The 24,564-nt window shown below is 67.1% G+C and carries 19 protein-coding genes and 1 tRNA gene; 12 read left to right on the forward strand and 8 right to left on the reverse strand.

Annotation, left to right across the window (positions count from 1 at the left end; translation table 11 throughout):
- The first annotated feature begins 42 nt into the window (after positions 1-42).
- A complete protein-coding gene (pyk, locus tag ACYVLV_RS04320) occupies positions 43-1,500 on the forward strand; it encodes a pyruvate kinase (RefSeq protein ID WP_460807964.1) in 1,458 nt (485 codons plus the stop codon).
- 17 nt (positions 1,501-1,517) lie between these two features.
- Here the strand turns inward: pyk and ACYVLV_RS04325 are convergent, their stop codons facing one another.
- The gene (locus ACYVLV_RS04325; RefSeq protein WP_460807965.1) at positions 1,518-2,264 is read right to left on the reverse strand and encodes a helix-turn-helix domain-containing protein; all 747 of its coding nucleotides are present in this window, start codon (positions 2,262-2,264) and stop codon (positions 1,518-1,520) included.
- A 39-nt stretch (positions 2,265-2,303) separates the two neighbouring features.
- A tRNA-Leu gene (locus ACYVLV_RS04330) sits at positions 2,304-2,377 on the reverse strand.
- A gap of 78 nt (positions 2,378-2,455) precedes the next feature.
- On the opposite strand from ACYVLV_RS04330, the gene ACYVLV_RS04335 reads away from it, so the two are divergent.
- The 5 genes from ACYVLV_RS04335 (at position 2,456) to ACYVLV_RS04355 (ending at position 7,744) form a co-directional block, all read left to right on the forward strand.
- Complete coding sequence (locus tag ACYVLV_RS04335) at positions 2,456-3,076, forward strand: ANTAR domain-containing response regulator (protein WP_460807966.1); 621 nt, start codon at positions 2,456-2,458, stop codon at positions 3,074-3,076.
- A 259-nt stretch (positions 3,077-3,335) separates the two neighbouring features.
- A complete protein-coding gene (locus ACYVLV_RS04340; protein WP_460807967.1) occupies positions 3,336-4,628 on the forward strand; it encodes a branched-chain amino acid ABC transporter permease in 1,293 nt (430 codons plus the stop codon).
- An 11-nt stretch (positions 4,629-4,639) separates the two neighbouring features.
- Positions 4,640-6,013: a branched-chain amino acid ABC transporter permease gene (locus ACYVLV_RS04345; protein WP_460807969.1), complete on the forward strand. Its 1,374-nt coding sequence runs from the start codon at positions 4,640-4,642 to the stop codon at positions 6,011-6,013.
- Positions 6,006-6,980, forward strand: a complete 975-nt coding sequence (locus ACYVLV_RS04350; RefSeq protein WP_460807970.1) for an ABC transporter ATP-binding protein — start codon at positions 6,006-6,008, stop codon at positions 6,978-6,980. Before ACYVLV_RS04345 ends, ACYVLV_RS04350 begins: the two co-directional genes overlap by 8 nt.
- Positions 6,977-7,744: an ABC transporter ATP-binding protein gene (locus tag ACYVLV_RS04355; RefSeq protein WP_460807971.1), complete on the forward strand. Its 768-nt coding sequence runs from the start codon at positions 6,977-6,979 to the stop codon at positions 7,742-7,744. The genes ACYVLV_RS04350 and ACYVLV_RS04355 overlap by 4 nt, the downstream gene beginning before the upstream one ends.
- Before the next feature lie 191 nt (positions 7,745-7,935).
- On the opposite strand, the gene ACYVLV_RS04360 is transcribed toward ACYVLV_RS04355, so the two are convergent.
- Positions 7,936-9,297, reverse strand: a complete 1,362-nt coding sequence (locus tag ACYVLV_RS04360; RefSeq protein ID WP_460807972.1) for an ABC transporter substrate-binding protein — start codon at positions 9,295-9,297, stop codon at positions 7,936-7,938.
- A 137-nt stretch (positions 9,298-9,434) separates the two neighbouring features.
- Positions 9,435-10,181, reverse strand: coding sequence for a DUF554 domain-containing protein (locus tag ACYVLV_RS04365; protein ID WP_460807973.1), 747 nt, complete (start codon positions 10,179-10,181; stop codon positions 9,435-9,437).
- A 120-nt stretch (positions 10,182-10,301) separates the two neighbouring features.
- Between ACYVLV_RS04365 and ACYVLV_RS04370 the strand changes: the two genes are divergently transcribed.
- Positions 10,302-10,865 (forward strand): GNAT family N-acetyltransferase, encoded by a 564-nt coding sequence (locus tag ACYVLV_RS04370; RefSeq protein ID WP_460807974.1) that lies wholly within the window; start codon positions 10,302-10,304, stop codon positions 10,863-10,865.
- Between the two features lie 3 nt (positions 10,866-10,868).
- Here the strand turns inward: ACYVLV_RS04370 and ACYVLV_RS04375 are convergent, their stop codons facing one another.
- Entirely contained in the window at positions 10,869-11,285 is a 417-nt protein-coding gene (locus tag ACYVLV_RS04375; protein WP_460807975.1) for a PaaI family thioesterase, read from the reverse strand.
- A gap of 66 nt (positions 11,286-11,351) precedes the next feature.
- Between ACYVLV_RS04375 and polA the strand changes: the two genes are divergently transcribed.
- Positions 11,352-14,054, forward strand: a complete 2,703-nt coding sequence (polA, locus tag ACYVLV_RS04380) for a DNA polymerase I (protein ID WP_460807976.1) — start codon at positions 11,352-11,354, stop codon at positions 14,052-14,054.
- Here polA and ACYVLV_RS04385 read toward each other — a convergent pair.
- Positions 14,051-15,292: a lipopolysaccharide biosynthesis protein gene (locus ACYVLV_RS04385; protein WP_460807977.1), complete on the reverse strand. Its 1,242-nt coding sequence runs from the start codon at positions 15,290-15,292 to the stop codon at positions 14,051-14,053. The genes polA and ACYVLV_RS04385 overlap by 4 nt on opposite strands.
- A gap of 32 nt (positions 15,293-15,324) precedes the next feature.
- Between ACYVLV_RS04385 and ACYVLV_RS04390 the strand changes: the two genes are divergently transcribed.
- Both ACYVLV_RS04390 and ACYVLV_RS04395 read left to right on the forward strand, forming a co-directional pair.
- Positions 15,325-17,001 carry a hypothetical protein gene (locus ACYVLV_RS04390; RefSeq protein WP_460807978.1) on the forward strand — a complete coding sequence of 559 codons (1,677 nt, stop codon included), beginning with the start codon at positions 15,325-15,327 and terminating at the stop codon, positions 16,999-17,001.
- 56 nt (positions 17,002-17,057) lie between these two features.
- Positions 17,058-17,213, forward strand: a complete 156-nt coding sequence (locus ACYVLV_RS04395) for a hypothetical protein (RefSeq protein ID WP_460807979.1) — start codon at positions 17,058-17,060, stop codon at positions 17,211-17,213.
- Here the strand turns inward: ACYVLV_RS04395 and ACYVLV_RS04400 are convergent.
- Complete coding sequence (locus tag ACYVLV_RS04400) at positions 17,210-18,340, reverse strand: glycosyltransferase family 4 protein (RefSeq protein WP_460807981.1); 1,131 nt, start codon at positions 18,338-18,340, stop codon at positions 17,210-17,212. The genes ACYVLV_RS04395 and ACYVLV_RS04400 overlap by 4 nt on opposite strands.
- A 47-nt stretch (positions 18,341-18,387) precedes the next feature.
- On the opposite strand from ACYVLV_RS04400, the gene ACYVLV_RS04405 reads away from it, so the two are divergent.
- Both ACYVLV_RS04405 and ACYVLV_RS04410 read left to right on the forward strand, forming a co-directional pair.
- Positions 18,388-19,140, forward strand: coding sequence for a class I SAM-dependent methyltransferase (locus tag ACYVLV_RS04405; protein ID WP_460808389.1), 753 nt, complete (start codon positions 18,388-18,390; stop codon positions 19,138-19,140).
- The gene (locus tag ACYVLV_RS04410) at positions 19,107-23,246 is read left to right on the forward strand and encodes an alpha-(1->3)-arabinofuranosyltransferase domain-containing protein (protein ID WP_460807983.1); all 4,140 of its coding nucleotides are present in this window, start codon (positions 19,107-19,109) and stop codon (positions 23,244-23,246) included. Before ACYVLV_RS04405 ends, ACYVLV_RS04410 begins: the two co-directional genes overlap by 34 nt.
- Here ACYVLV_RS04410 and ACYVLV_RS04415 read toward each other — a convergent pair.
- A complete protein-coding gene (locus ACYVLV_RS04415; protein WP_460807984.1) occupies positions 23,185-24,396 on the reverse strand; it encodes an acyltransferase family protein in 1,212 nt (403 codons plus the stop codon). The two genes, ACYVLV_RS04410 and ACYVLV_RS04415, sit on opposite strands and share 62 nt — an antisense overlap.
- Between the last annotated feature and the right edge of the window lie 168 nt (positions 24,397-24,564).

A 24,564-nucleotide genomic window follows, 5' to 3' on the forward strand; every position in this document is an offset into this window, starting at 1 on the left:
GCCCCTTGTATCGATCCAACTCCTATCCACTAGGTTGATCCCGTGCGAAGAGCGAAGATTGTGTGCACCCTGGGGCCGGCAACCAACTCGGATCAGCGCATCCGTGAACTGGTCGACGCCGGGATGAATGTGGCCCGGCTCAACATGAGCCACGGGGCCCACGAGGACCACCGTCAGTCCTACGAACGGGTCCGGGCCGCGGCCGCCGAGACGGGGAACGGCGTCGGGATCTTCGCTGACCTCCAAGGTCCCAAGATCCGCCTGGAGCGCTTCGAGAAGGGGCCGGTCCGCTTGGCCTCGGGCCAGCAGTGGACGATCACCACCCGCGAGGTGCCGGGCGACGACGAGATCGCGGGGACCACCTACAAGGGACTTCCCGGTGACGTCGCCGCGGGCGATCCCATCCTGATCGACGACGGGAAAATCCGTCTACGGGTCACCGCCGTCGGCGACACAGATGTGACGACCGAAGTGATGGTCGGCGGCATGGTGAGCGACAACAAGGGCATCAACCTGCCTGGGGTCGCGGTCTCCGTGCCGGCGCTTTCCGACAAGGACGAGGCCGACCTGCGCTTCGCCTTGAGCCTGGGCGTCGACTTCATCGCGTTGAGCTTCGTCCGCAACGCGGCCGACGCCGAGGATGTGCGGGCGATCATGCGTGAGGTCGGCACCCTGGTCCCGGTGATCGCCAAGATCGAGAAGCCGCAAGCCATCGACAACCTGGCCGAGATCATCGAAGCCTTCGACGGTTTCATGGTCGCCCGAGGCGACCTGGGCGTCGAATGTCCCCTCGAGGAGGTGCCGTTCCTGCAGAAGAAGGTCGTGGAGGCGGCCCGGATCAACGCCAAGCCGGTGATCGTGGCCACCCAGATGCTGGAGTCCATGATCACCAGCCCGTCCCCGACCCGTGCCGAGGCCAGTGATGTGGCCAACGCGGTGTTGGACGGTGCCGATGCGGTGATGCTGTCGGGAGAGACCAGCGTGGGGGAGCACCCGATCCTCACGGTCGAGACCATGGCCCGCATCATCGTGGCGACCGAGGAACACGCCTTGGAGCAGCACTCACTGGGCAGCTTCGGCGCCATCAACTGGGAGCCTCGGACCCGCGGCGGCGTGATCGCCAAGGCCGCGGAGGAGGTTGCCTCCCGGATGAGCGCGAAGTACGTCGTCGCCTTCACCCAGAGTGGGGACTCCGCGAAACGCCTGGCCCGGATGCGTAGTCACATCCCGGTGTTGGCGTTCACCCCGGAGTGGCAGGTCCGGTCCCAGTTGTCCCTGACCTGGGGCGTAGAGACCTTCCAGGCGTCCATGGTGGAACACACCGACGAGATGGTGCGACAGGTCGATGAACAACTCCTGCGCATCGGCCGCGTCCAGGTGGGCGACCTGGTCGTGATCGTGGCGGGCAGCCCTCCGGGGATCCCGGGGAGCACCAACGCCCTACGCATCCACCGGATGGGCGACGCGATCAACGAAGCAGCCCCCGCCTACCGCCAGTAGGTCCGAGACCGCCGGGGTCAAGACTTCAACCCGATCAGAGAATCGAGCCGGGCCACGTCCGCTCGTCTCGACACACTGATGGTCTTGCGGTTCGAGGGCCGCCAAGCGATCTCGACGAGATCCAGCGCCCAGCAGCACAGTTCGCGAATGTCAGCGGACTCGTTGACGAACTGCCACCGCGGATAGTCATAACGCTTCTTCTTGCCGGCCACCATCCGGGTGGCCCAGTTCTTCACCCGACACCCGTCGGAGTGGAACAGGCCACGAAGGAACGCGGCGGAGTGGTCCTCGACGATGGTGCGCTGCCAGGGCTCGAGCACGATCGGTCGCAGGTGTTTGCGCCCCGGACCGTGCTGAGGGAACAAGCAGGGCCGGTGCTGCCAGTTGCTTTGAACCACGGTGCACCCCGGCGCGCGCACGTGAACGACTCCTGCGGTTGGACGAACACGCGAAATGACGACGGAAACATCGTCGACGACGCCCGGGTGCACCGCATCGCAGGAGATGCGCAACGCGTAGTAGCGCTTCGCCGCCGACAGGCAACCATCGCCGAGGTAGAAACCCCGCAGGGCTGCGTAGCTCGGCGTATCGAGAACGACCGATGGGTCACATCGCGGACACCCGGAGGGACGGGACGGTGTCGGGTGATCCCGCCACTGTTTGATGGCGGCTCGGCTGATGGCCAACTCCCGGCTCACCTGCGAGATGGTGGCGCCGGAAGCGAGCAACCGAAGGGCTTGCTCACGCGTCGCGGTCGAGTACATGAGGTGATTCTCGACGTCACCACCGACATGGTTCCGCAGTGCCCCGGGTGGGATTCGAACCCACACTGGACGGTGTTTGAGACCGCATTCTCTGCCGGTTGGAATACCGGGGCCAGATCGGTGGAAACGATAGCCGATACAGATCCGTGGTCGATGGGCAGAGTAGGTCGTGTCGCTACTAGGCTGACCTGGTGAGCCATTCCCAGCCCGAGCAACCCGAGTCGCAACCACGCACCGTGGTCATCGCCGAGGACGAGGCGTTGATCCGGATGGACCTCGCCGAGATGTTGGCCGAGGAGGGTTTCTCCGTGGTGGGACAGGCCGGGGACGGCGCCCGTGCGGTCGAGCTGGCCAAGGAGCATCGTCCGGACCTGGTGATCCTCGACGTCAAGATGCCCATTCTGGACGGGATCGCTGCGGCCGAACAGATCGCGGCCTTGCGGATCGCGCCGGTCGTCATCCTCACCGCTTTCTCCCAGCGCGAGCTGGTGGAGCGGGCGCGCGACGCGGGCGCGATGGCCTACCTGGTCAAACCCTTCTCCCAGACTGACCTGGTGCCGGCCATCGAGATGGCCGTGAGTCGCTTCGCTGAGATGACGCTCCTCGAGCGTGAGGTCGCGGACCTCAACGAGCGGTTGGCCACCCGGATGGCGGTCGATCGGGCCAAGGGGATCCTGCAGGAGCAACTGAAGCTCTCGGAGCCCGATGCGTTCCGGTGGATCCAGAAGACGGCGATGGATCTGCGGCTTTCCATGCGCCAGGTGGCCGACGGCGTGATCACCCACGGTCCCGGGGTCGTGGAAGGTTCCTGAGGGCACCGATAGCAGAACGTCCGGAAGTCTGTCGCGGAGTCGAGGTCACGATCGCCTTACGGCTGCGACACAGCACCGACACGACGACGACACGAGAACAATTCCCGGTCCAGACACTGCCCGAATGGCGGACAAGCCCCTTAGAGTGATCCGCAGCGTTCGCCCGGGACGCTGTGGAGGAGGCACCACGTTGTTATCTGGTCATCCGGTACGCCGGCGACAGTCAGGCCGGTGGGGCACAGCCGCACTGCTGCCGATCATGTTGTTGATCCCCCTCTTGCTGGCGGCGCTGGCGTCGCCCGCATCGGCAGCCACCCTGTGCTCGCCGAAGGTCGGTGAGACCGGTTGTGTCAGCGGTACCGTCGGTTCTCGTGCGAACCCGGTCGAGGGCGCGGTCGTCGTTCTCGTGGCCCCGGACGGCACCGAGCAGAGCGAGACCACTGAGGCTGACGGCAAGTTCGCCTTCGAGGTCACCGAGAAGGGTGACTACTTCCTGACCCTCGACGAGGAGAGCCTCGGCGGCGAGCTCGAGTTGCTCCCGCCCCCGGCGCAGTTCGCCGGGCCCGACGGCTCGGTGAAGGCCACGGTCAAGCTGGGTCAGCTGACGGTGCCTGCCCTCAACGTTCGTCCGGTCGGCTTCAACAACGACGCGATCAGCAAGAGCGACCAACTTCTCAACGGCACGGTCAACGGACTGCGTCTCGGGCTGCTGTTAGCGCTTGCTTCGGTCGGGCTGTCCCTGATCTACGGAACCACCGGGCTGTCGAACTTCGCCCACGCCGAGCAGGTCACCTTGGGCGGCATGGTCGCCTACGGCCTGGTCAGCACCCAGGTCCTCGGACTGAACCTGTGGCTCGGAGTCGTGCTGACCGTGGTCATCACGGCATTGTCGGGCCTTCTGCAGGACGTGGTCCTGTGGAAGCCCCTCCGCAAACGGGGGTTCGGCCTGACCCAACTGCTGATCGTCACGATCGGTATGTCCCTGGCCTTGCAGTACACCTTCCAGTACGTCGTCGGCGCCGGGCAGGTGAAGGTCACCCTGGAGCAGTACGGCGTGCGCAACTGGGGGCCGGTGACCATCACCAACATGTCGTTGATCGCCATGGGCGTGGCGTTGGTGGCCATCCTGGTCGTCGGTTACGTGCTGGTCTTCACCCGAGTCGGTCAGGCCACGCGAGCCGTGAGTGACAATCCCGCGCTCGCCTCCGCCTCGGGAATCGACGTCGACCGCATCATCCGCTACGTCTGGATCGCGAGCGCCGGGCTGGCTGGTCTTTCCGGGGTCTTCTACGCACTGGCCATCAGTAACGGGATCAGGTGGGACACCGGGATGCAGATCCTGTTGCTTCTCTTCGCCGCCGTCACCCTCGGTGGTCTCGGGACCGCCTTCGGCGCCCTGGTCGGCTCGATCGTCATCGGGTTGATCGTTGAGTTGTCGGGGCCGCTGGGCGCCCCCGGTGACCTCAAGTACGCCGTCGCACTCGGCATTCTCATCGTGCTGCTCATGTTCCGGCCCCAGGGCCTACTGGGCAAAACCTCCCGGGTCGGTTGAGAGGAATAGACATGGACACCATTCTGAGCATTCTCAACCAGTCGATTCGTGAGGCGGCCGCCCCAGGCACCGCCGGGGTGATCATCGCGATGATCGGACTGAACATCCACTTCGGCTTCACCGGCCTGCTCAACTTCGGCCAGGCCGGCTTCATGTTGCTGGGGGCCTACGGCTTCGCCGTCTCCATCTTCCGCTTCGATCTCCCGCTGGTCCTCGCCGTCCTGGTGGCCCTCGGTTGCGCGCTTCTCTTCGCCCTCATCCTGGGAGCTCCCACCCTGAAGCTGCGGGGGGACTATCTGGCGATCGTGACGATCTCCGCGGCGGAGATCGTCAGATTCACCGGTCGACTCACCAACCTGAAGGAGTACACCGGCGGGGCACTGGGTCTGCGGGTCAATCAGTTCAACTCGCCCTTCCAGGACCTTTCCTTCCTGCCCACCACCCGGTTCACCCTGATGCCGTACAACTACACGAACGTGGGTGGCGGGGCGACCCTCGTCCGGTCGATCGGCCTGCTGGTGTTCATCGCCCTTGTCGTCGCCGTGGTCATGCTGGTGCGAGCCTCGGCTCGCACGGCCGGTCCCGCCGGGTCGGCGGGCGAAGTGGCGCTGCTGCCCATCACCGCGGTCACTGCGGTGCTGATGGCGGTGCTGGCCCTTGTCACCTCCGAGTCGGGCAGTTGGACAGTCTTCCTGCTGCTGCTCGCCGCGGCGGCCGTGGCAGCCTTCGTGTTTGCCCTGCGCCGTGTCCTGGCCGCCAAGACCTCGGCAGCCGTCGTGGGACCCGTGCTCGGTGCGGTGATCCTCTCGGCCGTGGCCTTCTGCGTCCTGTTCTTCGTCTTCCCGCTCGGCTACTCCACCAACAACGCCAACGGTTGGTGGCTGCGCCTGGTGGCCTGGAGCCTGGTGGCGGTCAGCACGATCATCGTGGCGCTCCTCGTGCGCAGCCCTTGGGGTCGACTCCTGCGGGGTGTCCGCGAGGACGAGGACGCGATCCGCAGCCTCGGGAAGAACGTGTTCGCCATCAAGATGCAGTCGCTGATCATCGGTGGACTCTTCGGAGCCGTCGGCGGCATCATCTTCGTGCTGCAGAACTCGGTGCAGGCCGACGGGCTGGGTCGCCAGATCACGTTCTTCGCCTACACCGCGCTGCTCCTCGGTGGAGCGGCCACGATCTTCGGGCCGGTTCTCGGCGGTATCATCTTCTTCGCCTCACGGGTGATGATCAAGGAGATCGCCGACGCCTACGTCCCGGCGAGCCTGATGAGCAGCACCGACGCGGTGCGCTTCTCCTTCGTCGTGGTGGGTGTCATCTTGATGTTGCTCATCATCTTCAGACCACAAGGCATCATGGGAGACAAGAGAGAGTTGCGGATCAATGTCTGAGTCGACGACGTCCACCAGTGGCCACGACCTGAGCGACCCCGCCGCCCGGATCTCACTGATGTCCGGGGTGGCCGACGAGCCGGGCTCCGCGAAGCCGGACCCGATCTTGAAGGTCGACACCATCACGCGTCAGTTCGGCGGCATGACCGCCGTCGACGTCGACCACCTCGAGGTCCAACGCGGGGTCATCACCGCTCTGATCGGGCCCAACGGGGCCGGCAAGACCACCTTCTTCAACCTCATCACCGGCTTCGACCGTCCGACCTCGGCCCGCAAGGGTGCCGCTTGGTCCTTCGACGGCAAGACCCTGAACCGCACCGGCGCCTCCAGTGTGGCCAAGGCCGGGATGGTGCGCACCTTCCAGTTGACCAAGTCGCTGAACCGGATGACGGTGATCGACAACATGATGCTCGGGGCCCAGAAGCAGGCCGGCGAGAACCTCATGGCCTCGATGTTCCGACCGCTGTGGAGCAGCCAGGAGAAGGCCATCGAGGAGAGAGCCGATGAGCTGCTGGCCCGGTTCAAGCTCTACGAGAAGCGCAACGACTACGCCGGCAGCCTCTCCGGTGGTCAGCGCAAACTGCTCGAGATGGCCCGTGCCCTGATGAGCAACCCCAAGATGATCATGCTGGACGAGCCGATGGCCGGGGTGAATCCGGCGTTGACCCAGTCACTGCTCGGTCACATCCAGTCCCTGCGCGACGAGGGCATGACCGTGCTCTTCGTCGAGCACGACATGCACGTCGTACGCCACATCTCCGACTGGGTGGTGGTCATGGCCGAAGGACGCATCGTCGCGGAGGGATCCGCGGACACCGTGATGTCCAACCCAGCCGTGATCGACGCCTATCTCGGCGCCCACCACGACGAGGACCTGGGTGAGGACGAGTTGTCGCTCGAAGAGGTGCAGCAGGAAGCCGCCGAGTCCGAGACTCATCCCGCGCCCACCAAGAAGGAGCAGGCATGAGCACCGCTACGTCCACCGAGGCTGTCATCGAGGCGAAGGATCTGGTCGCCGGCTACCTGCCCGGGGTCAACATCCTCAACAGTTGCAGCCTTGCGGCGTACCCCGGCGAGATGATCGGGATCATCGGCCCCAACGGGGCCGGGAAGTCGACGCTGCTCAAGGCCATGTTCGGTCTTGTCCAGGTCCACTCGGGCACGGTGACCATGGGTGGACGGGACATCACCAACCTCAAGGCCAACAAGCTGGTGCAGATGGGTGTCGGCTTCGTGCCGCAGTCCAACAACGTCTTCCCCTCGCTCAGTATCGAGGAGAACCTCCGGATGGGTCTGTTCCTTCGACCCAAGAAGCTCAAGGAGCGGTTGGAATCCACCTGGGACCTGTTCCCGGTGCTGCACGATCGTCGCGGACAGAGTGCCGGTGCCCTCTCCGGTGGAGAACGACAGTCTCTGGCGATGGCGCGGGCCCTGATGATGGAGCCGTCGGTGCTGTTGCTCGACGAGCCTTCCGCTGGCCTTTCCCCGGTGCGTCAGGACGAGACCTTCATCCGCACCAAGGAGATCAACAAGACCGGTGTGTGTGTGGTGATGGTCGAGCAGAACGCCCGCCGCTGCCTGCAGATCTGTGACCGGGGCTACGTGCTGGACCAGGGCACGGACGCCTACACCGGGACCGGCCGCGAGTTGGCCAACGACCCGAAGGTCATCCAGCTCTACCTGGGCACCCTGGCCGAGGACGTGGACGCCGATCGCGCCTCCAAGGGCTGAGTAACAACCCAGCCCGCCCTGGTACCGACTGTCTCGCCCGGGAACCCCGTCAGGGGCTCCCGGGCGATAGTCATTTCCGGGGGAGGGAAGCACTGGTCCGAGACGCAGAAACACACGAGCCCCAGACCCGAAGGTCTGGGGCTCGTGCGGTACTTCAGGGTGTTTCAGGGTGCTTCAGTGCGTTTCAGGGATCAGGACTCGCCCTCGACCGTGCTGGTGAGGGAGATGCTGTTGTCCTCACCGAACGCGTAGATGCCGACGAAGGCCGACGACGGGTCGTTCTGGTCGTTGATCGGACCGATACCGGAAGGACCGGTGTAACGGATCTCCTCGCCGGCGTCGATCATGTCGAGGCACTCGGAGAAGGAGGTGCACTCGGTGCCGTCGGTGGCGCCGGAGACGGCCGCGAAGTTGTCCTTCACGGTGACCGCGTCGTTGGCGCCGCCCTTGGCCGCGGCGAGCGCGCCCAGGATGACAGCGTCGTAGGACTCAGCGGAGTAGGCGAAGTCCTTCAGACCCTCGCCGGTGCTCAGCTCGCTCCACTGGCTGACCAGGTCCTTGAAGTCCTGGGCGGCGTCCGCACCGGGGATGGTGCCCTGGGCGCCGGTCAGGATGCCCTCGGGCAGGTCCTCGGAGTAGTCCGCGGTGTTTCCGTCGGAGTAGTACGTCTTCGACATGTCGAAGCCACTGTTGGCGAGCTCGGGAACGATCGACTTCGTCTCGTCGAAGGCCAGCACGACGATCGCGTCGGGGTTGGTCGCCGTGGCGGCGCTCACCTCGGCGCTGAACGTGGTCTGAGCAACCGGGAACTCGTCGCCGTCGCCCTTGCAGCCATAGGAGCAGCTACCACCGCTGGCGGTGATGGTCTGTTCGACGACGTCGCGCAGGCCGGTGCCGTAGGTGTCGTTGAAGACGATGAAGGCGACCTTCTTGAAGCCGTCACTGGCGATCAGGGTGCCCAGCGCGTTGCCCTGGACCGTGTCCGGCGGGGCGGTGCGGAAGTAGAACGGCGAGATGCCGCTCAGCGCCACCGCGGTGTTGGCCGGGGAGACCTGGACGACCTTGGCGTCGGTGAAGGTCTGGACGACCGCCTGGCTCACGCTGGAGGAGGCGGCACCGACCACGACGGAGGGCTTGCCCTGCACCAGCTTGTCAGCCGAGTTGTTGGCGACCGAGAGGTCGTCAGCGGCGCCGGAGTCTTCGATCTGGTAGCAGGCGCTGGTGCCGTTGACACCGCCGGCTGCGTTGATCTCGGAGACGGCCAGGCCGACTCCGGCGATCTCGGGGGGTCCGAGGAAGGCCAGGTTGCCGGTGATCGGCAGGATCCCGCCGGCCTTGAACGAATCGGCGCTGGTGGCGCCGGGATCGCACTTGTCGTCGGTCAGTTCGGACGCGGATCCATCGGTGGAGGCGTCCTCGCTGGGAGTCGTGCTGGAGGAGTCGGTTGCTGCGGGCTCTGCGTCGCCGTCGGAGCCACATGCGGCCAGGGTCAAGCTGAGTGCGGCGGTTCCCGCCATCAGTCGGACCCAAGAGGCCTTGCTGGATCGATTCACTTTGGTGAACCTTTCTGTCGCGTTGGATGCTCGTTTACCTCCACCCGCCCCCGAAGGCCGGGTAGTTGTGGGGTCAACCTAGGACGGCAAGACGTCACCTCGGCCGATCGGCACCCTCTCGTTAGCGAACCGTTACGTCAGCGGATCACGGCGGTTATCTGCACCAGCACGGGAACGACCAGGAGGGCGGGCAGCAGGTCGGCCACCGGGACGTCCCTGATGCGCAGGAGTCGCAGCGCCACCCCGACCAGGAGTAAACCCCCGACGGCGGTGATTGCGGCGAGTTCGGCGTCGGGAAGTACGTCGCCCAGCACTACGCCGAGCAGCGTCAGGCTGCCCTGGACCACGACGATCGTGATGGCGCTCGCCGCGACCCCGAGACCGAATGAGGCCGCGAAGGCGAGGGCCGCGAAACCATCGAGGGTCGCCTTGAGGAACAGTTGTTCCGCACCGTTGCCGAGCCCGTCGTTCAGGGAACCCAGGATGGTGAGTGGCCCGGTGCAGAAGATGAGGGAAGCGAGCACGAATCCCTCGATGAAGCGTTGGCGCTCCGCTGAGTCGGCCTCGCCCGACAGCCGCCGCTGTAGCCAGCCCCCGAAGCCCTCGACGCGGTGCTCGAGGCGGGCCGCTGACCCCACCAACCCACCGATGACCAGCCCCCCCAACACGATCAGCATCGGAGCACTGGACCCGACTCGTTGCTCCAGGGCGGGATCCAGGACCGCCATCGCAGAAGTTCCGGCAATCAGCAGCGTCACCAGCCCCAGCGCGTCGGTGACCACGTCGCGCATGCGTTGGGGGATTCGATCTCCCAACATCTTCCCCAGAACGGCGCCGACCAGCACGGTGGCGACGTTCACAGCAGTTCCGGTTCCGGGGATCAACGTCGTGCTCCTGAATCGAAGGACAGCAGAGGTGTGCGCAGCGTAGTCTCGACCCCTGAAACCGGCCGGGTGACCGCTGGAGACGAGCGATGAGTTGGGTGGCTGTGGTGGGTGGTCGTGGTGAGTAGATCATCGGTGTCGGTGCGTGACGCGACCCTGGCCGATGCGCCCCGACTCGTGGAGATCTGGCAGGACGTCATCCGTGGGGCCACCGCCGTCGAACAGATCACCGACCTCGAACTGGTGATCAAGGCAGCGGGCGCCTCGTCCGAGGAGCGCCTGGTGGTTGCCGAGGTCGAGGGGCAGGCCGTTGGTGCGGTGTTCCTACGGGTGACCACGATGACGCCGATCAACCTCGAACCGGTGGTCCAGGCGATCTCTCCTCACGTGCTCCCGGCCTATCGTCGGCGGGGCATCGGGTGCCTGCTGATGGACCAGGCTGTCTCGTTCGCGGAGGAGGTCGGGGTGGCTCATGTCGCCACGGCCGCGGAGTCGAACTCCCGTGAGGCGAACCGCTTCATGGCCCGCCTCGCCCTGACCCCTCGGGCAACGATGCGGGTGGGGGCCACCGCCGGGGTCCGTGCGCGGTTGCAGGCTCAACGTCCGGTCGATGCCTCGGGGAGACAGTTGTCCCGGGTGCTTGCCGCGCGCCGTTCTCAGCGACGAGCCCGCGCGCTCGACTGAGGCTCAGCCGCGATCAGCGGGCAACAACGCGCAGGTGATGCGCGAGGTGCACACACGTTTGCCGCGTTCGTCGGTGATGACCACCTCGAAGGCGGTGGTGGTGCGACCCAGGTGGATGGGGGTGGCTACCCCGGTCACGACACCCGAGGTGGCGGATCGGTGATGGGTTGCGTTGATGTCGACGCCCACAGCGATGCGATCCGGTGAGCCGTGCAGGGCGGAACCGAGCGAGCCCAAGGTCTCGGCCAGGACCACCGAGGCGCCGCCGTGGAGCAGCCCGTAGGGCTGCTCGTTCCCGGCGACGGGCATCGTGCCCACGACGCGTTCGGCAGAGATCTCGGTGATCTCGATCCCCATCTTCTCGTTGAGCGGACCACGCTGGTTGCGCATCTGGGCGATCAGGTCCTCAGAGTCAGTCATGACTCCATTCTCTGATCACCGCAGCCGTGGTGCCGACAGGGGGTGGTGGGCGTTAGGGTCGGCCACGTGCCTGCGGACCCTGTGAAGCCCCCTTCCACCGAGCGCCCTCGACTGCTGCTTCTCGACGGCCACTCACTTGCCTACCGGGCGTTCTTCGCGCTGCCGGCGGAGAACTTCTCCACCAGCACCGGCCAGTACACCAATGCCGTCTACGGGTTCACCTCGATGCTGATCAACGTGTTGCGCGACGAGCAACCCACCCATCTGGCGGTCGCCTTCGACGTGTCCCGGCAGACCTTCCGCGCCGCGGAGTACTCCGAATACAAGGCGAACCGCAGCGCTTCCCCGTCCGAGTTCGCCGGCCAGGTCTCCCTGATCGAGGAAGTGCTGGACGCGCTCAACGTCCCGCACGAGAAGAAGGACGGGTTCGAGGCGGACGACATCATCGCCACCTGGGTCACCCAGGCCCTGGCGGCCGACATGGACGTTCTGATCCTGACCGGCGATCGCGACAGCCTCCAGCTGGTCACCGAGCACTCCACGGTGCTCTATCCCATGCGAGGCGTTTCCGATCTGGCCCGGATGACGCCGGAAGCGGTGGAGAAGAAGTACGGCGTCCCGCCCCATCGATACCCCGAGCTGGCGGCGCTGGTGGGGGAGACCTCCGACAACCTGCCGGGCATCCCCGGGGTCGGACCCGGCTACGCGGCCAAGTGGATCAACACCTACGACGGTCTCGACAACGTCATCACCAACGCCGACAAGATCACCGGCAAGAAGGGTGAGGCACTGCGTGAACACCTGGGCGAGGTCTTGCGCAACCGGCGGCTCAACGCCCTGATCCGGGACCTCGATCTCGACCTCGCGCCCGTCGACCTCGCGCTGCGCCCCTGGGACCGTCAACGTGTGCACACACTCTTCGACGGCCTCGAGTTCCGGGTGCTGCGCGACCGACTCTTCGAGACGCTGGAGTCCGTGGAGGACATCGACGACAGCGGCTTCTCGCTCGACGGAGTGTCGTTGGCCCCTGGCACCGTGGCGCAGTGGCTCGCTGAGCTCGACGCCGAGCGCGTGGGTCTGCACGTGCGGGGCTCGTGGGGCAGCGGCACCGGCCGCGTGGAGGGAATGGCGATCGCCACCGCCGCCGACACCGCGGCGTACATCGACGCCGAGACCCTGACCCCCGAGGATGATCAGGCCTTGGGCGACTGGCTCGCCGACGCCACCCGACCCAAGGTCCTGCACGACGCCAAGGGACCCTCGTTGGCTTTGGCCGCCCACGGTTGGGCGATCGACGGCGTCACCAGCGACACCGCGCTGGCGGCCTACCTGGTACGCCCCGATCAGCGCAGCTACGACTTGGCCGACCTGACCCTGCGTTACCTGCGTCGCGAGTTGAAGCAGGAGTCTGCCGGTGACCAGGCAGCCCTCTTCGACGACGACAGCGGCCTGGGCTCGGAGATCGCCGCCACGACGATGGTGCACGCCCGAGCGGTCCTCGATCTCGCCGGCGCCCTCGACGAGGCCGTCGGGGAACACGGGGGAGAGGAACTGCTGGCGCACGTCGAGCTGCCTCTCATAGCGCTGCTGGGCCGGATGGAACAGACCGGGATCGCGGTCGACCTCGACCACCTCGAGTCGTTGGAGTCCCACTTCGCCGCCGAGGTCGCGACGGCTGCGGAGGGGGCGTTCTCGGTGATCGGCAAGGAGATCAATCTCGGCTCTCCCAAACAGTTGCAGGTCGTGCTGTTCGAGCAGTTGGAGATGCCCAAGACCAAGCGCACGAAGACCGGCTACACGACCGACGCAGACGCCTTGGCCGCTCTCAACATCAAACGGCCCCACCCCTTCCTCGATCACCTGCTCCGGCACCGTGACGTCTCGCGACTGCGGCAGACCATCGAGGGTCTGCTCAAGACGGTGGCCCCGGACGGACGGATCCATACGACGTTCAACCAACTGATCGCGGCAACCGGCCGGCTCTCGAGCACGGACCCCAACCTGCAGAACATCCCGGTCCGGACCGAGGAGGGGCGCCGGATCCGCGAAGGGTTCGTCGTCGGCCCCGGCTACTCGTGTCTGTTGACCGCTGACTACTCCCAGATCGAGATGCGGATCATGGCGCACCTCAGTGAGGACCAGGTGCTCATCGAGGCCTTCCGTTCCGGGAGGGACTTCCACTCGATCACCGCAGCCCGCGTCTTCGATGTCCCCGCGGACGAGGTGACGGTCGAGATGCGCGCCAAGATCAAGGCGATGAACTACGGGCTGGCCTACGGGCTGTCCGCCTTCGGGTTGGGGGGACAACTCGGTATCGAGCCCGGCGAGGCACGTGGCCTGATGGACGAGTACTTCGAGACCTTCGGAGGGATCCGTGACTATCTGGACACGGTCGTGGAGGAGGCGCGAAAGACCGGCTACACCGAGACGATCATGGGTCGGCGTCGCTACCTGCCCGACCTGACCTCGGACAACCGGCAGCGTCGGGAGATCGCGAATCGGATGGCGCTCAACGCGCCGATCCAGGGGTCGGCGGCCGACCTCATCAAGGTGGCGATGCTGGGGGTCAACCGCGCGATCGCGGAGGAGGGACTGACCTCACGCATGCTGCTGCAGGTGCACGACGAACTCGTCTTCGAAGCGGCCCCCGGTGAAGAGCAGGCTCTGGAGGTGTTGGTGCGTCGAGAGATGGGCGCCGCCGCCGACCTGCTGGTGCCGCTCGATGTGTCGGTGGGCACCGGTCGCACCTGGCACGAGGCCGCGCACTAGCTGGGATGTGAGGCGGGCTCCGGCTTGGTTGCAGGGGTGGTGACCCAGGCGGCGATGAGTAGTCCGAGGAGGAGCGCGCTCTCCAGCGTGACGACCAGGACCACGAGGCCGTGGGCGGTCTCCACTGTGCGGGACAGCGGGATCATCAGCGCCAGGGTCGCCCAGATCATGCCGATGGCGCGCCACCCGCGGCGCGCGAGCACCGAGTAGACCAAGAGTTGGATGGTCGAGAGCAGGGTGCCGATCACCGCGAAGAGCCACAGGTCGTTCTTCACCCCGGAGAAGTCGTCGCCCCCGATGAACAACAGCCCGATGTCAGGAAGCAGCAGGGCGCCGAAGACGCCGATGAGCCCGAGGCCGGCCGTGACGGCCAGGGCCTTGACCAGGATCCCGCGGGTAGCCCCCCGCGTCGCCATGGACGGGAAGGCGAGCACGACCACGAACTGCGGCAGGAACAAGATCGCCTTGGCCAAGATCAGCCCACCGGCGTACAACCCCGCAACGTCGTCGTCCAACATGGCCCGAGCCAGGAGTACGTCCGCGTTGGAGACGACGAAGAAGGCCAGCAGCGCCTGACTGCTGTGCGCGACTTCGCGCAGGACGTCGACGGTGCTGGTCTCGTCGGGATCGACGTCGGGGTGCTCCTGGCGGGGACGCCGAAGGGCGATCGCCCCGATCAGGACCGGCAACCAGGCCGCGACGGCCACGCCGAAGAAGGCGGCGAACTCGGTGCGCCAGATCAGCAGGCATCCGATGCCGGCGAGTAGGCGGCCCAGGCCCAGAGCCAGGTAGATCCCGGCCAGGGGTTCCCAGCGGCGCTCACCCTGAAGGATGCCGGCCTGGCTGCCCATGATGCTCAGGGGCACAGCGGCTGCGCCGAGCAGCAGGGCCGTCGGCAGGCTCTCCAGCCGGAGCACGGAGTTGAGCAGGGGAGCGGCCATGACGCAGAGGACCCCCAGCATCAACCCGCTGCGAATACCCACTCGCAGCACCGAATGCTCCACCGCACGGACGTGGGCAGGGTTGGCCGCGATGCGTCTGGCTCCGGTCGCCTGCAGACCCAGCGCCAGGACGTTGATCACCATCAGCAGGCCCATCAGGGCGGAGAACGCACCGAAGGGGCCCTTACCGATCAGGTGGGCCACGGCGATCGTGTAGCCGTACGTCGCGATGTTCATGACGCCCATCGCCACGGCGATGACTGCGCCCTTGCTCACGGCTGTCTGGGTGTCACGCACCGGGCAAGGCTACGGCGTGGTTGGATCACGCGATGACCAAACGCCCCGTCTTCGCGTGGGTCCTGGTCCTGGGGGTCGTCCTGCTGGGGCCGGCACTGGGCCCCGGATACCTGCTGACCTATGACTTGGTGTGGGTTCCCGACCTGGTCCTGCGGTCGGACTTCCTCGGCACTGGTTCAGCCCTTCCCCGGGCGGTTCCCTCCGATGCGGTGGTGGCGGTGCTCGACGAGGTCGTCCCCGGCGCCTTGCTCGAGAAGGTCGTCCTGCTCGGTGGGGTGGTCGGCGGCGGGGCAGGGATGGCACGACTGCTGGGGGATCGGTCCCGGTTGGCCCAGGCCGTCGCGGTGAGTTTCTACGTCTGGAGCCCGCTCGTGGTCGAGCGGCTCATCCTGGGGGCCTGGCCGGTCCTGATCGGGTACGCCGTCCTCCCCTGGGTCCTGCTCGAGGCTCGCCGCTGGCGGGAGACCGGCCGTCTCCCCGCGTCGTTGCCGCTGTTGGTGGTGTTGGGTTCACTCAGTGCCAGCGCGGGTCTGGTCACGGCGGTGGCACTCGTGGCCACCGTCGCCGGGCGCCTCGGTTGGAAACGGTGGTCGAGCCTGCTGGCTCTCGTGTCCGGGGCCAACGCACCGTGGATCGTGTCGGGCCTCCTACACGTGGGCTCGGCGACGAGCGATGCTGCTGCCGGCCGTTTGTTCGCGCTCTCCGACGAAGGTTTCATCCCGGGCCCGGTGGCGGCTCTGACCGGTGGCGGCATCTGGAACGGTGAGGTCGTTCCGTCCTCACGGACCGGGGCGTTGGGCATCGTCGCGGTGGTGCTTCTGGTGGTCCTGGTCGGGAGCGGAATCCGGTCGTGGGCCGGGTGGCTCGGTAGGCGCGACGTCGTCGCCTGGTCCATCTGTTGGGGGATCGGCTGGGGGGTGGCCACCCTGACCTGGGTCGCCCCGGCCCTGACCGGAGCCCTGGCGGCAGAGGTGCCGGGAGGGGGCCTCATCCGAGACGGATCGCGCCTGCTGGTGTTGGGGGCGCCAGCCACGGCTGCGGTGATGGGGCTCGGCGCGGACCGGATCCGTCATCGTGTCGGGTCGGAGATCCCCCGGGCGGTGATCGGTGCCCTCCTGGTGGTCGCGCCCGTCCTGGTCCTGTCCGATGCGGCCTACGGGGTCGGGGGACGGCTGCAACCGGTCGACTACCCGGCGGCGTACGACGTGGCTCGGGTGGCCCTGGATGAGGCCGGTCCTGGAGACCTGTTGCTGTTGCCCCTGAGCAGCTATCGCCAACCGTCGTGGAACAACGGGGCGAAGGTTCTCGACCCCACGGGACGGTTCTTCGCCCGCGACTACGTGGCCAGCGATGAACTGATCGTGGCCGGTGAGACCCTGGCTGGTGAGGACCCACGCGTGCCACGCGTGCGGGAAGCGCTCGCGGCGACGACAGCCCAGGACCGCAGCGACGCCCTGGTTCGTCTCGGTATCGGATTCGTGGCGATCGATCCGCAGGTTCCGGTCGAGGTCCCGCCGGTGGCAGGTGAGGTGCTCGTCGATGCAGCCGAGGTCCGTCTGGTGAGTCTCGACAGCGACCTGGGGGTCGAGGACCAGTCGGCGCCCGCGGGGTGGATCGCCGCCATGGCGGCCGCGTGGTCGGCGTTCCTCCTCATCCTTGGGTGGGGGCCGGCCCTCGCCGCACTGAATCGTCTGCAGCAAAAGCGTTGATTTGGCGTTCCCGCTGCTAACCTTCGCGCAACAACCTTTGGGAGGGGTTCACAAACATGCCTAAATCGGGAATCGCTGGCCTTGTCGCCACCATCGTCGTGGGCGGAGCCGTCGGCGCCGCCGCAGTGGTCGGCCTCGTCAGCAGCCAGACCGGACCGCCGGACACATCACCGGCCAACGTGAACCAGCCGTTCACCGAGTACGGCAGCTAGGCACCCAGCACGTGGTTCAACACTGACGCAAAGTCTCGTGAGCCACGCGACCAGGTGAAGGTCCGGCTCCGATGCCGTGCACCTTCGCCGAGGCGTGCCCGCAGGACCGGGTCCTCCAGGATGCTGGCCAGGGCACCGGTGAACTCAGCGGGGCCGTTCACCAAAAGCCCCGACTCGTGGTTGCTCACTGACTCCGTCGTTCCACCCGCGGAGGCGTAGGCCACGGTGGGTGTGGCGTGAGCGCCCGCTTCCCCGATCACCAGACCCCAGCCCTCCTTGAGGGAGGGCAGGGCGAGCACCCAGGCCTGCCCGTAGATCTCGTGTTTGCGCAGCTCGTCGACGTGCCCCTCGAAGATCACGGTCCCGCCCGCGTCTCGAGCGGCGGCGTAGTCGTGCAGTTCCTCTTCCCACCAACCACCTCCCGCGACGATGAGACGTAGTTCGGGCCAGCGTCCGCGCAGAGTCAGGACCGAGTCGATGGCGTGCTCGACCTGCTTGTGCGGCACGAGCCGGCCGACCACCGCGACGGTCGGGACTGCGGACCGCACGGGCGCCTCATCCGGGGCCACCTCGGGCAGGTCGTCGGTGCCGTTGTGAACCACGTGGATGCGGGCAGGGTCCACTCCGAGGTCCGCCAGTTCGCTGCGGGTCGCCTCCGAGACTGCGATGTAGTCACAGCTGCGGTAGAGCCGTGGCGCGAAGGCGTGTTCGATCCACCAACCCACTCTCCCGGTGAGTCCCGGGTAGACCACCGGCCACTGCTCTCGGTGCACGTGGTGAACCAGGACGACCACCGGTTTGCGGGTCACCAGCCGCGAGAAGAACGGCATCCCGTTCTGCACGTCCACCACGGCGTCGACGCGGCCGAAGCGACGCGTCAGCAACGCGAGCATGCCCCAGAGGTACACGCTCAACTTGCCACCGCGGCGCACGTAGGTCACGCCGTCCACGACCTCCCGGGCCGGCGCCTGGTCGTGGGCGGCGCAGAAGACCGTGACGTGGGCACCCAGACCGGTCAGGCCGACGGCCATCCGTTCGAGGTAGAGTTCGGCTCCACCACCCTCGGGATTGCGGGTGTCCCGCCAACTGAGAAAGACCACCCGGCGACCCGACAACGTTTCAGACATTCCGGCAACCGTAGCGCCTCGCCCTATAAGGTCGGCGCGTGCTGAGCATGGTGTCGTCCTCCCGATCTCACCGGAGGGCGACTCTCGCCCGATCGGTCCGGTTGTTGCGGGAGTTCGGTTACGAACAACCCGATCCCCCTCGGTTCTACTCGGCGCTCGCTCACGACTCAGCCGAGCAGCTGAGCGAGTACGTCGACCTGTCGGGCACGGTCCTCCTCGACGTCGGTGGGGGACCCGGCTACTTCCGGGACGCGTTCACCGCGGCCGGGGCAACGTACCTGGCACTCGACTCGGATGTGGGCGAGTTGGCGGGGAAGGGATACCCCGGCGACATCACCTCCGGGACCGTCATCGGGAGCGGGATGCAGCTGCCGTTCGCCGACGAGAGCGTGGACGTCTGCTACTCCTCCAACGTGCTCGAGCACGTGCCGGACCCGTGGCGGATGGCCGATGAGATGCTGCGCGTCACGCGCCCGGGCGGAACCGTCTTTCTCAGTTGGACCGTCTGGTTCGGCCCCTGGGGTGGGCACGAGACGGCCCCGTGGCACTTCCTCGGTGGGCGGTACGCCCGACGTCGCTATCGGCGTACCCACGGCCACGAGCCGAAGAACAAGTACGGCGAGTCCTTGTTCGCCGTGACCGTGCGCAGTGGGTTGAAGTGGTCCCGGCGTCAGCAGTCGGGGGACGTGGTGGCGACCTTGCCGCGCTACAACCCGCGGTGGTCGTGGTGGCTGCTCCGAGTTCCCGTCGTGCGCGAGGTGGTGACGTGGAATCTCGTGATCGTCCTGCGCAAGCGCTGACCGATGTGACCGAGAGGATCGCGGGGTTCCGACTCGTCGCGTGCTGCGTCCTGATCGCCGGCTTGGCCTTCGTTCAGGAGCCGGGGTTCTTGGCGGCGGACACCAAGTTCGACCTCAGTCAGGACCCGCTGGGGTTCCTGCAACGAGCCCTTCACCTGTGGGACGGGTCAGGGGCCTTCGGACAGCTCCAGAACCAGGCCTACGGGTACCTGTGGCCGATGGGTCCGGTGTTCGCCGCCGGGTCGACGTTCTTGCCCGGCTGGGCGGTGCAACGGCTGTGGCTGGCGCTGGTGATGTGCGTGGCGTTCGTCGGTGCCGCCAAGGTCACCCGGGCTCTCGGGGTGCGCTCCGAGTTCGCCTGTCTGGTGGCCGGCTTCGCCTATGCGTTGTCGCCACGCATGCTCAGCACCCTGGGACAGATCTCCATCGAGGCCTGGCCCAGCGCTCTGGCTCCCTTCGTGCTTCTCCCGTTGATCACTGGCGCCCGAAGCGGGTCGCCCCGGCGAGCTGCCGCCCTCTCCGCGCTCGCGGTGGCGATGGTGGGTGGGGTCAACGCGGCGGCGACCTTCGCGGTGCTGCCGTTGGGTGTCGTGTGGTTGCTGACCAGGACACCGGGTCCCCGACGTCGTTCGATGATGCTGTGGTGGCCGGTCTTCACCCTCATCGGAACGCTGTGGTGGTTGGTGCCCCTGTTCCTGATGGGTGCCTACAGTCCGCCCTTCCTGAACTACATCGAGTCCAGTTCGGTCACCACCATCCCCACCACCCTTTTCGACACCCTGCGCGGGACGTCTCACTGGGTGCCCTACATCGACGGTCAGGTGCGGGCCGGCCGAGAGCTGTTGGAATCACCGGTCGCGATCATCAACAGCGGGGTGGTGCTGTTCCTCGGGATCCTCGGCCTGTTCGCAGCCCGGACCCAGCACCGACGATTCCTGAGCCTCAGCGTGGTCCTCGGGCTGGTGATGGTGACCGCCGGACATCAGGGCGACGTGCAGGGTTGGTTCGCTGCGGCTCAGGCCCAGGCATTGGACGGGTCGTTGGCTCCGCTGCGCAACGTGCACAAGTTCGACCCGATCCTGCGGCTACCGCTGGTCGTGGGGCTTGCGTGGGCGTTGCAGCACGCCTTCGACCGAGCCCCCGAAACCGCACCGGGCGGCGACAGGATGGGGCTGTGGAACCGCAGGCTGTTCGCGGTGCTCGCCGCGGCCGCCGTGCTGGGGGCGTCACTACCGGGACTGTCCGGCCGCATCGTGCCGGAGGGGGCACTGCTGGCCGTCCCGGAGTACTGGCAGGACGCATCGACGTGGCTCGACCAGGAGTACGAGAACGACGGTGCGACAGCCTTGCTCGTTCCGGGCAGCGCCTTCGCCACCTACTCCTGGGGAGAGCCACGTGACGAGCCGCTGCAGTGGCTCGCAGCATCACCGTGGGCGGTGCGCAACGTCATCCCGCTCGCGCCCCCCGGCAACATCCGGATGCTCGACGAGATCGAACGTCGGATCAACCAGGGCGTTGGATCGCCCGGGCTGGTGGCGGGTCTCCAACGCGCAGGCGTCCGGTACCTCGTGGTGCGCAACGACCTCACCCGCGGCTCGGACGTCCCTGACCCGGTGGTGGTGCACGAGGCGATCGCCGAGTCACCCGGGTTGAGCGTCGCCGCCATCTTCGGTCCCAGCGTGGGGGGCGACGGTCACTTCGAGGGTGACGACGGGCGCATCCTGGTCGGCGGAGGTTGGCAGTCCTCCTACCCCGCGATCGAGGTCTTCTCGGTTCCTCGACCACCGGCGTCGCGGGCGGGGGTGACGGTCGCCGAAGCCCCGGTCGTCGCCGGTGGGCCCGAGGACCTCATCGATCTGGTCGATGCCGGCGTGCTCGGACCCGACGAGCCCACCGTGCTGGCAGCTGATCGTGACCGCGGTGAGGAGGGCCCTCCCGGCGACCTGATCCTGACCGACGGGCTGCAGGAGCGGGAACGCTTCTTCGGCCGCGTCCACGACGGCTACTCATCCATGTTGACGAAGGGCGATGAGCCCCAGACCGGGAACCCCACCAGCGACTACCTGGCACCGGGATGGGAGGACTGGCGGACGGGGACACGGTTGACCGGGATTCGCGCCGTCAGCGCGTCGTCGTCCGGGTCGGATTCGACGACCTTCGGCGGAGCCCGACAGGGGGAGGCGCCGTACGCCGCCGTCGACGGGCTCGGCCAGACCTCGTGGAACTCCTCGTCGTTCGGCGACGAGGGGCGGGCGTGGTGGCAGGTGGACCTGGACACCGAGATCGCACCACGCAGTGTGGTGGTCGAAGGTGGGCAGCGAGCGGTGACGAACCAGGAGGTCCGGGTGCGCACCGACTCCGGATTGAGCGACGGTGTGGTGGTCGGCCCCGGAGAGCGCAAACTCGTTCTCCTCGATGGTGAATCCACCGAGGTCATCAGGGTGGAGGAAGCGGGTCCCGTCTCGGGACAGCTTTCTCTGGCAGATGTCTCGATCCCCGGAGTGTCGGTGGCTCGGTCCCTGACCCTCCCGCAGACCCCGGACGATTGGGGTGTCCCGTCGGCGATCGTGCTTCGCGCCCTGACCGATGGTCGCTCGGGGTGTGTCTCCATCGAGCTGGATGTCCGGTGCGTGGCGGGCCGGGACCGGGTGGCCGAGGAGACCCAGGGATTCGATCGGATCGTGCCGCTGAGCGACGACGCGCAGTTCGCGGCCGAGCTGACGGTCAGGCCACGGGGTGGCGCAGCTCTCGACGACCTCGTGCTCGATGGACAGGCCCTCGACATCGAAACCAGTTCGATGGCCGTACGGGACCCGAGGTCGGGTCCCGTCTCGGCGATCGACGGCGACGACACGACCACGTGGATCGCGGACCCGACGGACCCGAGCCCGACACTGAACCTGTCGTGGCTCGGGGTGAAGTCGGTGCGCGGGATCTCGATCGACCTCGACGACGACGCCGCAGCGCGACGCCCCACCCGGCTTCTTCTGACGTGGCCGGACGGCGAGCGCGAGGTCAGGGTCGGCAAGTTGGGCGTGGCACGGTTCCCCGTCATTCGGACCGGACAGATCAAGATCGAGATCGTCGATACCGCTGAGGATCGGTCCCTGGAGTTCGATGGCACGAGTTCGGACCTCGGGGTCGGGATCACCGAGCTGAGTGTGCGTCGGGTTCCCTACCTGCCGCTGCGGCTGTCGTTGGATCGGCGAGACCTGGGCTGCGGGTCCGGTCCCACCGTCGAGATCAACGGATCGGCGCACGAATCGGCGGTGTCGGCCTCACCACTGGAGCTCGCTCGTGGGGTGGTGGTGCCGGCACGCCTGTGCGACGTCGAGGGTGCTGAGACGGACGCCGAGGTGGACCTGGTGGCGGGGGAGAACCGCATCGTGGTGACCGGCAACGACGCCTTCGCAGGGGATCGGCTCGTCCTCGCGGAGGATGGTCGGGAGTCGACCTCGCAGGTGGGGTCGACGTCCATGACCAAGAGGGGCCCCGTGACCCGGACCCTGGAGGTGGAGGACCCGGGCGGGTTGTTGGCCATGCGGGAGAACGTCAACCCGGGTTGGTCCGCCTCCGCCGGGGGCCGTCCCCTCGAGTCGGTCGTGGTCGACGGATGGCGACAGGGTTGGCGGTTGCCGCCGGACGTCGACACCGTGAGCGTGCGATTCGCCCCCGATCGGTTCTATCGCGTCGCGTTGGCCGGCGGACTGGCCCTGCTGGTTGCCCTGATGGTGGGATGCGTCTGGCCGCGCCGTAGCTACCGTCGCCGGATGGTGGCTTCTGGGGAGCGGCCGATGGGGCTGATCGCACTGTCCGCCCTGGGGGTGGTTGCCGGCGGTGTCCTGGCGGGGTGGCCGGGAGTGCTGATCGCGTTGCTCACCGGTGGTGCGATGGTCGCCGCGCGATGGGCCCACGATCTGACGGGGACGATCGTCGCCGGACTGATGTTGGCCGCCGCGTTGTTCTACGTGATCGCGCCGTGGGGCAACTCTTCAGGCTGGGCGGGTCGAGACGTGATCCCGCAGTACCTCGCCCTGATAGCCGTCATCGCCGTACTGGTTCGGCCCTCTCCAGGCGCTTCGCCCGGCGACGAGGCACCCGGATAGCCATCGCGGGCCGCTCGATCAGCCGATGCGTCAGTTCTGCCACTACGAGGCTCGCCGACAGGGTGACGACCCAGATCGACCATCCTCGACCGGCGAACAACTGCCAGCCGGTGGCCCACATGACGAAGTGCAGCACCGGGAGGTGCACGCAGAACAAGCTGTAGGAGGTTGCACCCAGGTGACGTCCGACGGGGTGACTCATGAAACGCGAGTACGACGACGCCGGGTGGGCGAAGACCCCGGTCAGGACCACGGCGACACCGATGCCCGCATAGAGCAGCGTCTTCGTGAGGGACTCGACCGGAGTGGGGATCTCCAGGACCCGGGGGCCGGCCAGTGGGGTCGCGCTGATCAGGAGCAGCCCAGCGGCGAAGGCCCAGCAACTGCCAGGGAGCGCGGCCGCGGCCGTCAGCGGTCGAGTCAACCAGGGGCTGTGACCGGACTGCCACGCCACGTGGGCGTAGGCCAGGACGATGCCGCCAGCGAACCACAGCAGATAGCCGGGCAGCCATTGCAGAGGGGAACCGGGGCTGATCTCGCGGACCTGCACCACACCCTGGAGGTGCCACCACACGGTGACGGCGGTCATCAGGACTAGGAGCAGGCTCACCGCCCAGGGGCGCAGGCGACGTCCGGCGACCAGCGGCAACATCAGGAGGGGAAGCACGAGGTAGAAGGACACCTCGACAGCGAGGCTCCACATATGGGTCAGCCCGGACAGCGTCCCCAACGACGTGTAGATGTTCGTCATGAACAGGGTCTGCAGCCACCCACCGATCCCGAGCGGAGTGCCCTGGTCGATGAACACGGCAGCCGCGGTCGCGGTGACGACGTACACCGGCATGATCCGGCGTACACGCTTCCAGAGGTACGCCGTCGTGGACGGTGCAGCAATCCCCAGCGCGGACCGTGCGAGGTAGGGGCGGGAGAGCAGGAATCCCGACAGTACGAAGAACAACGCCACTCCGACGTCGAGCCGGTTCAACACCGCCCCCCAGATGCCGTTGCGGGTGAAGGCCCCCGACCAGAAGGCCGTGTGAGTGGTGACCACGGCCAGTGCGCCCACGGCCCGTAGCGTGTCCAGGACCGGGAAGTGGTGGTAGACCTCGACCCCGGTGCCCGCCGAGGGGGAGGGAATCTGCGCAGCCACGTCCCTCAGAGTAGTCCCCCACGCACAGCAACCGCACGGTCGAATGCCCCGATTCTGTCTCGTGCCCGAGAACCGGACCGATCGCCCGAAACTCCGGACTGAACCGTGATCTGCAACTGGCAGTCGTCGAGGGTGACATGGGTTACTCTTCGGCGATTGTATTTCCTG

Source organism: Nocardioides salsibiostraticola, from assembly GCF_054783655.1.